This window comes from Paenibacillus sinensis (assembly GCF_019904155.1).
Taxonomy (GTDB): Bacteria; Bacillota; Bacilli; order Paenibacillales; family Paenibacillaceae; genus Paenibacillus_AQ; species Paenibacillus_AQ sinensis.
In genome coordinates this window covers 70,343-82,303 of record NZ_JAHCMB010000198.1, presented here as the reverse complement: position 1 = coordinate 82,303, position 11,961 = coordinate 70,343, and the positions used below count along the sequence as shown (strand labels likewise).

8 protein-coding genes are annotated in these 11,961 nt (G+C 47.7%); 7 read left to right on the top strand and 1 reads right to left on the bottom strand.

Annotation, left to right across the window (positions count from 1 at the left end; genetic code table 11):
* A partial coding sequence (locus KIH86_RS24755) for a LysR family transcriptional regulator (RefSeq protein WP_223110727.1) occupies window positions 1–256 on the bottom strand: 256 nt, incomplete at its 3' end.
* A gap of 522 nt (window positions 257–778) precedes the next feature.
* On the opposite strand from KIH86_RS24755, the gene KIH86_RS24750 reads away from it, so the two are divergent.
* From KIH86_RS24750 to KIH86_RS24720, 7 genes are all read left to right on the top strand, one after another.
* On the top strand, window positions 779–2,866 hold the full coding sequence (locus KIH86_RS24750; RefSeq protein WP_235775585.1) for an ATP-binding protein: 2,088 nt from the start codon (window positions 779–781) through the stop codon (window positions 2,864–2,866).
* On the top strand, window positions 2,866–3,558 hold the full coding sequence (locus KIH86_RS24745) for a response regulator transcription factor (protein WP_223083603.1): 693 nt from the start codon (window positions 2,866–2,868) through the stop codon (window positions 3,556–3,558). The genes KIH86_RS24750 and KIH86_RS24745 overlap by 1 nt, the downstream gene beginning before the upstream one ends.
* 531 nt (window positions 3,559–4,089) lie before the next feature.
* The gene (locus tag KIH86_RS24740) at window positions 4,090–6,156 is read left to right on the top strand and encodes a cadherin-like beta sandwich domain-containing protein (RefSeq protein ID WP_456094026.1); all 2,067 of its coding nucleotides are present in this window, start codon (window positions 4,090–4,092) and stop codon (window positions 6,154–6,156) included.
* Window positions 6,048–7,253 carry an S-layer homology domain-containing protein gene (locus tag KIH86_RS24735; protein WP_223110723.1) on the top strand — a complete coding sequence of 402 codons (1,206 nt, stop codon included), beginning with the start codon at window positions 6,048–6,050 and terminating at the stop codon, window positions 7,251–7,253. Before KIH86_RS24740 ends, KIH86_RS24735 begins: the two co-directional genes overlap by 109 nt.
* Window positions 7,254–7,678: 425 nt before the next feature.
* Complete coding sequence (locus tag KIH86_RS24730; RefSeq protein WP_223083601.1) at window positions 7,679–9,784, top strand: CAP and S-layer homology domain-containing protein; 2,106 nt, start codon at window positions 7,679–7,681, stop codon at window positions 9,782–9,784.
* Between the two features lie 60 nt (window positions 9,785–9,844).
* Entirely contained in the window at window positions 9,845–10,582 is a 738-nt protein-coding gene (locus KIH86_RS24725) for a hypothetical protein (protein ID WP_223083600.1), read from the top strand.
* A 164-nt stretch (window positions 10,583–10,746) separates the two neighbouring features.
* Window positions 10,747–11,913 (top strand): DUF4317 domain-containing protein, encoded by a 1,167-nt coding sequence (locus KIH86_RS24720; protein ID WP_223083599.1) that lies wholly within the window; start codon window positions 10,747–10,749, stop codon window positions 11,911–11,913.
* Window positions 11,914–11,961: the final 48 nt, after the last annotated feature.

The following is an 11,961-nucleotide window of genomic DNA, read 5'->3' as shown; positions in this document are numbered from 1 at the left end:
GGTTAGCGTATTGATATAATTTCTCTCCCGTTGAAGTAGGGTATAGCTTTCGAGATAAACGTTCAAACAGAACAACTTTATACATGGATTCAAGTTCGTGGATGGCTTGGCTTACTGTCGGCTGTGATATAAACAATTTTCTCCCGGCAGCAGTCATGCTTCTTTCGTCATATACGGTCACAAATATTTTTAAATGTCGAATTGTTATCTCACTCAACTCCCTTCTTAACCGTTTTTTCTCGTGAAAGTAAGCCATATGTCAGGTAATAAATCAGATACAATGAACATACCTTCGATCTTAACTTTTTGCATATACTTTAACATTTCAGCTATTAGATTGCTAATAGAGGTGGTGCTCGGAATGGATAAGCTCCTATCCGATTGTGGTGGCCTGACGGGTCGAACGGAAGTGGCGGATGCTACAGGCCCTCCCGCAAAATCAGGGGTATCTTCGAGGCAAGACGCCACATTTTGGGGGAAGAAAATGGTGGCAGAATCTACCGCTGTGATCTGTATCGTTGAGTCTGCTTCGTTGCAAGTTGATGAACCGTCCGGGGGGACGGTTTTTCTTATGTTGACAAAGGACCTTATCGTGATGTTTGTTCTCAACACCTTCTAGAAATTTGCAGGTACATTCCCCTGTAATGATGATATTATTTGGATGATCAACTTATTTATTGCGTTCTTGTAGATTGGGGTTGGATTCATAATGAGGGGGATTCTCCGATTACGTTCTCGTACGATCTGGCTTCATATAGCTGCTGCCATTGTTGTTGGCTTGATTGCAAGCTATGTCGTCATCTTTGCACCGGACACTCCTAAGTTCCAAAGTGAAGAAGGTATTCTGGATTTGACGCAGGTTGATGTCGGTGTGAATCCGCAAAAGTTAACAGGGGAGTGGACGTTCTACTGGCAAGAGCTGTTGTCGCCTGAGGACATCCGGATCCGTTCGGAAAGGGACGGAAATAATGACCACTGGATCAGCATCCCGAGCTCCTGGCTAGGTTATCGATTAGATGGTCAGCGGCTGAGCGGTACAGGGTATGCCACCTTCCGGGTGATCATTGAGCTAAGCGAGCAGGATAGGAATGAGCGGCTTGCTTTGCGGCTGCCTACTATTTTTAATGCGTACAAATTATGGGTTAATGGCGAACTGCTGGCACAAGTGGGTACGGTTGGCCAGGACAAGAGCAGCGCGACCCCACATCTGGCAACGAAGCTGGTGTTCTTCCAGCCGAAAAACGACAAGGTAGAGCTGGTTATGCAAGTAGCTAACTTCGTTCATAAGCGAGGCGGCATCACCAAGTATATCGAGCTGGGTGGCAGTGACGTGTTAACGGTCAAGACCAATCTGAAGATTGCCGCAGAGATATTCATAACCGCAAGCCTGCTGGTGATTGGTATGTATAATCTGTTGTTGTTCGTGCTGCGACGCAAGGACAGGGCGCCGTTGTACTTTGGTCTGTTCACCGTGTTGTTCGGGATCCGGTCCTTGCTGGGCGGCGAGCTCATGATTACGCAATTGTTTCCTCATTTTCCTTGGGAATTGGAGTTCAAGATCGAGTATCTGATTCTTTGCAGCAGTGGTTATTTCATCACAATGTATTTTGAATGCATTTTCCCGAATTATGTGTCGCGATGGTTTCGTCTTGTTAGCCGGATCGCAACCGGTGCGTTCTGTATCCTTATTGTAGTAACCCCTGCACTTATATATACAAAATTATTACTGATGATCGGCGTGATGGTTGTTCTACATATGGTTTATCTGATGGTTGGACTGGTTCAAGCGGCTGTGCGGCGTATGGAGGGAGCGTTGCTCTTCCTGCTGGTGTCGGTGTTTACTTTAGTTACGGTCATCAACGATTTTTTGTATTATAATGGATGGTCGCTGATCGGAAATACATCTCCGCTTGGACTGCTCATATTTACGATCGCACAGATGATTCTGCTTTCTTCAAGATATACGAGGGCGGTAACGAACGAAGAGAGAATTGCACATGAGCTGTATGAAGCTAATAGAAAGCTGACTGAAATGAATTCCAATTTGGAGCAGATTGTAATGGAGCGTACACACGCCTTATCCGCAGCTCACGAAGATCTCCGCATGTCGTATGAGCGATTACTTCACTCGGAGCAAGGGAGGAAGAAGCTGCTTGCCTACATTACACATGATCTGCGTTTGCCGCTGTCCAGCATGCTTGGTTATGTCGAAGCTGTGCTTGACATGGTTAAGCCGGAACGCAACGAACAGTACCTGAAGTATATCCGGGATAACACGGTAAGGATTAATCGCATGATCGGGGAGTTGTCCTTCTTGTCGCATCTGGAGACGGGGCAAGTAGCATACCGGATGGAGCCGGTCCAGGTGATTCACTTTTTGCGCGTTTTTTTTGAACAATATGAGCTGGTTGTGCGAGACGCAGGGCTGGGGTTCATACTGGATATCGGAAATACGGAAGATCAAGGACCTGGCTTGCCTGTTGCCCGGATGGATGCGCAAAGATTAGAGCAGGCGTTGTTTAATCTGGTGTCGAATGCGATGAAGTTCACCTCTAGTGGTGGGGTGGTGCGTCTTGCTCTAACCTTGGACGAGGTGAAGGATACCCGCTGTGCGATAATTAGCGTACAAGACTCTGGTACGGGTATTCCCCCAGAACAGCTCGAGCAAATCTTCGACCGCAATTACAGGTATGATCAATCGGGCATGGACAAGGTAATAGAGGGCAACGGGCTTGGGCTGGCGATTTGCAGGGAAATCGTACAAGCGCATGGCGGGACAGTTCGAGCGGAGAGCGACGGCAAGACGGGGTCGATATTCTATGTATCGTTGCCTTTGTATTCGAGAAGCAGGGAGGTGACGACTTGATGGATACGTACAAAATTATGATCGTCGATGATGATCCCCATATATGTGAGATTGTTCAGGCGTATTGCGAACGGGAAGGCTTTGTATCCTCGTATAGCCACAGCGGGACTGAAGCCATGCTGCTGCTTACCTCGTTTAATCCGGATTTGATTGTACTGGATGTACTGCTGGCTAATGAGAACGGCATTGACTGGTGCAGGAACGCACGTAGCTACACGAATGCGCCGATCGTGTTTCTGAGCAGTCATGAGGAAGACGACGTGAAGATCAGCGCATTATCTTATGGCGGCGACGATTATGTGACCAAGCCGTTCAGTCCGGGAGTACTCATGGCCAAGATCAAAGCTCACCTTCGCAGAGTGTCGACGGGCAGGAGGGAACAACTGCTGGAGTTACCGGGATTGTCGCTGGATTTCTACGCACAGTCCGTCAACATGGGTAGTAACACAATCTTTTTATCGAAAAAAGAGTTTAGTCTACTATCCTATATGGCACAAAACGTTAATCGTGTCGTCACTGTCGATACGTTGTTTCATCTCGTCTGGGGAATGGAGAGTCTGGAGGACACGAGAACGGTCGCTGTACACATCAGTAATTTACGCAAAAAAATTGAGTCTGACCCTGCCAACCCTGAGAGAATCATTACAATTCGGGGGAGCGGATATATGCTGGTTGCCAGCAGTGCGTTGTAAGTGTGTACCCCGGGTTCGTTCCTAGAGCACAAACGAATCATTCGAACGTGAACTTTACTTTTGAGCGAGAGAACGGACTGGTTCTACAATGCGCTCGTCCATGTCCAGGAGTATTTCGTTTCAAATCCAACATCCACCGGTCTTTGCTTGGCAATGGTTTCTTTAATGGCCGTTGCCAGCTTTTCAATCTCTTCGACATAGTCTTCGATCCCCGTCCTTCTCTATCTGTTACTATCTTTTGCATATAATTCCATAAAATAGAAAACAAGTAATCTCATATCTCCTAACTTAAAGTTTTCTTTGAGTTTCATTAATGAGCTAAACTACTATGATAAAATAAGCTACCTAGCAAATGAATGTTGCTGATATTCGTATAAAAGGTAGTCATGTGAATTGGGGGCATATTGAATTGTCGCCGCCTTGTGTCATCTGTAACGGTAGCGTCCCTCGATTAATATGTGAGGACAAGGTTTTCGCGTCTTTGGATGCATTTTTTGTTGTGAAGGGTTTGTGAAGGTTCAATTTGATTGAATGATGATCGTAGACAAATGGGAGGAAACACGAATGACTACAAAATTGAAGTCGGTTATGGCCGGTGTGTTGGCATTTCTACTGATTGCGGCACTGCTGCCCGAAATGTCCGGCAGCAAAGCTTATGCTGGGAGCACCTACACCCTCACCACAGTGGCGGGCAATGGCGTTGCAGGTTACCTGGAAGACGGAGTAGCTGCGACGTCGACCCGGATTAATAATCCAATGGATGTAGTATTCGATAGTAAGGGGAACATGTATATTACCGATATGCTTAACAGCAGGATTCGGAAAGTTGACGTATCGGGGGAGATTACTACAGTGGCGGGCAATGGCGTTCGAGGTTTCTTCGGAGACAACGTACCTGCAACGTTAGCTCAATTAGGAACACCTACAGGATCTGCGGTGGATGCAAGTGACAATCTGTATTTTGCCGACCAGAATAATAACGTCGTTCGAAAAGTAGATTCATCAGGCATTATCAGCACGGTGGCAGGCAATGGATTTGATCATTTCTCTGGAGACGGCGGAGATGCACGAAATGCTTCACTATACAGCCCTTCTGATGTGGCACTGGACGGAAATGGTAATTTGTATATAGCCGATCTATATAACAATAGAATTCGGAAAGTCGATACATCGGGGACGATCAGCACGGTAGCGGGAAATGGATATTTAGGCTATTCGGGAGATGGTGGCGCGGCAACGGCTGCTCAACTAAACAACCCCATTAGAGTAGCGGTGGATAGCGGAGGTAATCTGTATATAGCGGATGCGGGAAACAACCGGATTCGGATGGTAGATACATCGGGCATAATTAGCACGGTGGCAGGCACTGGCAGTGCAGGTTTTTCGGGAGATGGAGGGTCTGCCACATTGGCTCAACTAAGTGGTCCTTCAGGAATAACCGTGGATGGGAATGACAATTTGTATATTGCGGATACGGGAAACAACCGGATTCGGATGGTAGATACATTGGGGAATATCGTCACGGTAGCAGGTAATAGTACTGGAGAGTACTCGGGAGAGGGAGAAGTTGCAACCTCGACCGGCTTGATAACGCCGTGGGGAGTAGCATTGGACGACAGCGGTAATCTGTATATAGCGGATACGGGAAACCACCGGATTCGGATGTTGAAGGTGGCATCTGACAATGCGGACTTAAGTGAATTGACGTTATCAGGCGGCAGCATCCTAGGTCCGGTATTTGACTCGGGGACGACGAGCTATACGGCGAACGTGGCGAACAGTGTGAGCAGCGTTAAGGTTACGCCGACGGCAGCGGACACCACGGCGACAATGACAGTAGATGGAACGCCTGTGACGAGCGGTTTAGCGTCGGACGCGATTAACCTGAACGTGGGAGACAACACGATTACGGTTGTGGTGACCGCGCAGGATGGAACGAAGCAGACGTACACCGTGGTCGTGACACGAGCGGCTACAAATAATGCGGCATTAAGCTCGCTGAACTTAAGCGGAATCACGTTCGATCAAACATTTGGCGGAAGTGTCTACGCCTACACGGCGACTGTGCCTAATGAGGTATCCGTCACCTCAGTTACCTACAATACCACTGACAGTAATGCAACTGCGGATGTACGGGTTGATGGTGCTTCAGTTAGCAATCCAGTTCCTTTGAGCGTGGGCGCTACTACCATTAGCGTTATTGTGACCGCGCAGGATGGAACGAAGCAGACGTACACCGTGGTCGTGACACGAGCGGCTACAAATAATGCGGCATTAAGCTCGCTGAACTTAAGCGGAATCACGTTCGATCAAACATTTGGCGGAAGTGTCTACGCCTACACGGCGACTGTGCCTAATGAAGTATCCGTCACCTCAGTTACCTACAATACCACTGACAGTAATGCAACTGCGGATGTACGGGTTGATGGTGCTTCAGTTAGCAATCCAGTTCCTTTGAGCGTGGGCGCTACTACCATTAGCGTTATTNTGTGCCTAATGAAGTATCCGTCACCTCAGTCACCTACAATACCGCTGACAGTAATGCAACTGCGGATGTACGGGTTGATGGTGCTTCAGTTAGCAATCCAGTTCCTTTGAGCGTGGGCGCTACTATTATTAGCGTTATTGTTACCGCGCAGGATGGAACGACGCAAATCTATACGGTTCATGTTACACGGGAACGGGAACCCCAACTGGTTACTTCTATTGCAGTATCTAGTGCTAGTGATACGATGTACGTCGGAGATTCTCTTCAATTCAGTGCAATTATAACCCCTGACAACGCAATGGATAAGACAGTGAACTGGTCGGTAGTTCCGGATGCCGGAGAAGCAACTATTAGTGCCGACGGTTTGCTCGTGGCAACTAAAGCGGGTTCTATTACAGTTCAGGCAACTGCTCTTGATGACTCTGGTGTTATAGGAAGAAAAATCGTTACGATTTACAACAGACCTTCTAGTGGCAGTTCTATTCCTAGTATTCCGACTCCAACTCCTGCACCTGAACAGGCACCGGACCCGAAATCCGATTCTGTAACAGATTTGTTTAACCCAAATGTAGTAAAGAGTGATGCTCATATTGTAACGAATATCAAAACTCGGATTCAGGAAGCTAAGGAAACTCCTGCGACAGTAAGTTTTTCTGACATTAAAGGGAATTGGGCGGAGCAGACTATTGACATTTTTGTGAGACTACACCTGGTTACGGGCTATGAGGATGGCACTTTTAGGCCAGAAGGCCATATCACACGCGCTGAGTTTGGTGTGATTCTGAGCCGTGCATTTGACATCCAAAGTGACAGCAGTACAAATGTTGTATTGGGGGATATTGGTCATCACTGGGCGAAAGAGACGATTGAGAACCTTGTAGCAGCAGGGGTAATCAGAGGCTACTTGGACGGTACATTCAGACCAGACAACACTATTACACGTGAAGAAATGGTCATTATGCTTTCCCGCATCGTAAACCTTAACAGCGTAGAAAAGGATACTACAAAAGGGAATTTCAATGACCTGAATAATTCTTACGCTATAAACGAGATCAAAGCGGAAGCGCAAGCGGGTATCATTAGTGGTAAAGGGGATGGTAGATTCGATCCCAAAAGTAATGCCACACGTGCAGAAGCATTGCAGATCATCTTAAATGTACTAAAGCTTAATCCAGAGTTGAAAACATTGTTGAATTCACTTATCTAGCCATGAAATGACTGCTTGGGTTCGACTGCTTTATTCGAAACTTAGGCTAACTGAAGGGTGTAGGCATCCCCATTAATTGTTATTGAGATGTATTGGCGGAAGCAAAGAGGTGTGCAGAACCTCTCTTTTTTGCCTAGTCTTTTATCAAGAAAAGTTGATGATAAATATATATTGCAACTAATCACGCTTCAGAGACTATCTCTGAGGCGTTTTTTATTAAGCGGGTGGCTGACGATTGAACTCAAGTTCGCACACACCCATTTCATAATCGTTCACTGCGAACAGCTTACCACCCCGCTGCTTGCCAAGCTCTTGATTTTTCGCTGCTTCCCTTGATCTACCTGAACCTCCCCAAACACTTCAACTTATTTAAAGGGAGAATATTGAAAAATGTCGAATCATATATTTATAGAAGGGGGATAATCATGCTATTTGTCAGAAAAAATCGAAATCAGGCAGTTCGCAGCCAAGGTGTACGCTTGTTACGGTATGCCGTGGTCTTTGCCCTGCTCACCGGAATTGTAAGCTCAGGGTTATTCAGTGCAACCGGCACTATTGTTGCAGCAGATGCGGCCAGTGAGGGTGCAGGGTATACTTCAGACCAATTGGAAGCTCTAAACTTTCTCAACGAGGTGCGCAGCCGCGCCGGTGTTCCGTCCGTTCAATTGAGCGCGACCATTACCAAGGCGGCAATTGCGCATGCTGAATTTTATAATACCAATAAGTCGGATCTTCCAGGTCTCAGTGCTCACTCTGAAATTTCAGGAAGGCCCGGCTATACGGGCAAGTCGGCATTCGAACGAATGACGGCGGCGGGCTGGGTATCAGGTGCACGGGGGTACAGCTACGGAGAGGTTATGTATTTTGGTCAGACGAGCGGTAAAGCAGCTATTCAAGCTTGGCTCGATACAGCCTATCACCGTTCTATTATTCTAGACCCCGGCTTCACTGAGATTGGAATTGCAATAGTTGGGGGAACGGCAGTCCTGGATGCCGGAGGTCCTGGGGAGAGCCAGCAGGCCAAAGTGGGGATCACTGTGTACCCCTACGATCAGCAGACCAATGTTCCTGTCGGGTTCTATGGAGGCGAAATTCCGGACCCGCTTAGCCAGTTTGCTATCGAACACTCAGGTTATATTATATCTGCCCATACGGATAAGGACCTGACCTCGCATACAGCGAAAATAACCGATGAGACGGGAACGGAAATTCCATATTATGAAGAAGTAAAGGGCGATGATCTATATATTTTTCCCAAGCCTATATTAAAGGGTAATCACAGGTACACCGTATCTCTGGAATATCAGGTAGAAGGTTCTGCGGACAGCCTGAAGAAGGTATGGTCATTCACAACCGGAAAAGGGCATGCTCTAACTGGGCTGACGCCAGCTTACACGGAAATTGTGCTGAATGAAGGCGGGCAATTCCAGCTGCAGGTAGAAGGCGGCTATGATGATGGAACGACAGAATTGCTGCCGGGCAGTGAGGTTAAGTATGCGGTTAAGCAGAATAAGGGTCTAACGGTCTCATCCACCGGAACGATATCGGGAGACAAATCAGGGGATTATCTTCTTACGGTATCTTCAGGGTCTGTATCTTCACAAGTAAAAGTAAAGGTGTATCCAAAATTAAAAACAAAGGTCTATCCTGCGACCGACCCGGGCAAGCTGACAGACATTAAGGGGAACAAGGCTCTGCCAGCCATTGAATGGGCGCTGAAGACAGGCGTCATGACCGAAGCCAGCAAGGGGCTTTTCAAACCTGAGGCAGCAGTAAGCGAGGCTGAATTCTGGACCATGCTCCTAAGAGCGTATAATGTTAATATTGAAGCTTATCAGCCTGCCAAAATAAGGCATTGGGCAGACACCGCCTATCTGATCGCCAAGGACCGCAACTTCCCGCTTAATGGATTATCCAATGTGAGTGCTAGAGATAGCCGGATCACGCGGTTGAAGATCGCTGAGATTATAGCTGCAGCAGACGGGCTGAACGTCAAGAATAATGATGCTGTGAAGCTCGTCCTTGGCAAGGATTATGTAAGATGTGAAACGGAGCTTTCAATATCAGGTTATCAGGGTGGAAAATGGATTACCCGTGCCGAGGCTGCACAGATTCTTCAGTATTTGCGGCCTAAGCTTACTGAATTGCGGGGACGTCCGGTTAGTGCAACACCAAGCTCAAGTCTACCGGCACTTCCTCCCAAACAAGTGTATGTTGAGCCGTTAACGCTCGAAGACCGGACATTCTTTGCGAAATTCAATGAAGATCATAAACTCACGATTAAAGGGAAATTCACACAATTTGCCGGCCAAACGCTCAAACTGCAGGTGCAAACAGGCATCAAGCCTCTTAAAGTGATAGACAATGTGAGTGTAACCTTGGACAGTGAAGGGAAGTTCCAGATCGACTGCGGGCCTTACGAACAGGAGGCGCTGAATCTGTATCTGGTAACGCCTAAAGGCAGGTTTTATTTGAATATCCAATATAAGACGATGAATTACACGAAGTACTCCAGTTCATACAACGCATAAGTTTCGGTAGCGTATCAGCATCTGTACTCCCCTGGACCGGGAGAAAGGAGGCTTATGTCTATGAAGAAAAATGCCAAGGTTCTATTCTATGTTGCTCTGTTTACAGTCGTCATGGTGATGTTGTTCGGCTGGGTCCTGCCTGTCGTGTTCCAGTATTATCTCTACAATACATACATAAAGGGAATATCGTTGCTGCTGATTTTTAGTATTGTGGTGCTTGCGAAACGCTTTACGTGGAGAAATCATATTGTCTATGTCATTGCTGTATTCACCCTGTTCAGTATGATGATCGATACGTCAGGCAATCCCATAACGAACAAGCCGCTTGAATTTATCGTTTCGCCTGTTGGAGAGCTGCAGGTTCTGCGGAATGTAAATAATTATGCGCCCGGTGAATATGCGATTACGGATAGTCTAACCATTCTGAAACCGAACGGCGAGGTTCTGAAGCTCAGCACCGTATGGCTGTATCTGTACCGGTTCGGCCAATATCTGGTATTGTATTCCATTGTCGGGACCATTCTTGGCGCCCTTATCAGATTGTTGCCACAGCAGCGAATACCGTTAATCCAGACTGTAGCTGAAGAATCTCTGACGGCAGAACAAGAGCGGCAAGTCGCTGCTGAGCTGAAACGCAGAAGGGAAGCAGGCAATGTCCGGCTAATTCCCCCTGAAGATATTCTGGACAGTGTCCGCCAACTGAAGAAAGACGGAAAGCTGATTCCGGCAATCAAGCTCGTCCGCCAGCATACCGATTTGTCTCTGGGCGAGGCGAAGCAGTATGTTGAGAAGCTGTAAGGCTGACAAGTGGCGCAGCCTAACCGCTTCATTAACCGGCAGATGCCTGTAACGATTCGTTACGGGCATTTTGCATTGTACCATCGGCAATAAACTTACCAAATCCCGCCCCGTCCTTTATACTGGATGAAGCACAATTCATCGAAGGAGCCGCCGAACCCATTATGAATAAAAAAGAAGTAGCACACATACGCAAGCAGTTTAAGCTGGACCATGATTTGCTGAACCTATACGACATTCTGAATGTGTATATTATGAAGGACAGCAGCGAGATCTATCATTGGGAGCGTCTGCCGTTTGGCCTCGTGGACCGAGAGAAGCAAGAGCTGTATATGGGCAATTTCAAAAAACTGCTGACCGGCGAGCTTGATCATAAGCTGTTCGAGCTGAAGTTTCAGGAGGAAGCCGAGGAGCCGACGAAGGTCATGCTGCACCAAGGCTTAGTGACCGGCGACCCTGAGGAATGGCAGGACCTGATGCTGATGCTGGTGGACAAGATGCTGGTTGATACCAAATATGAAAAGGATACGGTTATTACCTTCGTTCGCGGGCAGTATCACCGGCCGACGAAGGCTAGGAGCGAAGAATCGGAAGAGAGTGAGAAGAACGAGACGTATGCGCATCAATTCATCCTGTGCAGTGTGAACTCCACGGAGCAGCAGCGGAAGAACCTTATGTTCGATTATGTAGAGCGGGAATTCAAGTATAATGTCATCGTCGATCCGATTGTTAAGCTAAGCTCGCCAGAGCAGGGGTTCTTCTATCCAAGTGTGACCGACAACTATTCCGATGTGAACCGCATTTTGTATTGTACGGGCAAATCGAATTATCCCGATGCGCGGTTCATCGAGCAGGTCTTGAATGCAGAGACGTCGGTAACGGCCCTGGAGGAGAGATCCTATTTTGAGGACATCGTGAAGGAATTGGCGGGCGAACAGCTCGATACGACGACGATTGCCCAGGTGTATGAGCAGATCCAGCAGGTCATCGAAGATGGAGCAGGGGAGGAAGAGCCGCCTACGCTTGATTTCAAGGATGTAGAACGCGTCCTGCAGGTGAGCGGAGTAGAGAATGTGACGGCCGAGAAGGTGGAGCGGGCGTTCGAAACGATCCTTGATGACCGCAACTATGAAATGAAGGCAAGCAGCGTGATCCCGAAATTTACCTCGAAGTCGATCAAGATCGAGACGAAGGTGGCCACCATTTCCGTCAGCCCGCAGGACCTGCGGTATGTGAAGCAGGTGAACTATCAGGGGAAACGCTGCATCATGATCGAGGTGGACGAGGATATCGTGATTGAGGGCTTCACGCTGAGTACGGAAATATTGTAGGTTGGCCCGGAGGCTTAACAAAGGATGAGGCAAGAATAGAGCGCGGCA

Excerpts from the sequence above, each read along its gene's own strand:
- KIH86_RS24745 (WP_223083603.1), top strand. The coding sequence starts at position 2,866 with ATGGATACGTACAAAATTATGATCGTCGATGATGATCCCCATATATGT.
- KIH86_RS24725 (WP_223083600.1), top strand. The coding sequence starts at position 9,845 with ATGAAGAAAAATGCCAAGGTTCTATTCTATGTTGCTCTGTTTACAGTC.
- KIH86_RS24720 (WP_223083599.1), top strand. The coding sequence starts at position 10,747 with ATGAATAAAAAAGAAGTAGCACACATACGCAAGCAGTTTAAGCTGGAC.
- KIH86_RS24730 (WP_223083601.1), top strand. The coding sequence starts at position 7,679 with ATGCTATTTGTCAGAAAAAATCGAAATCAGGCAGTTCGCAGCCAAGGT.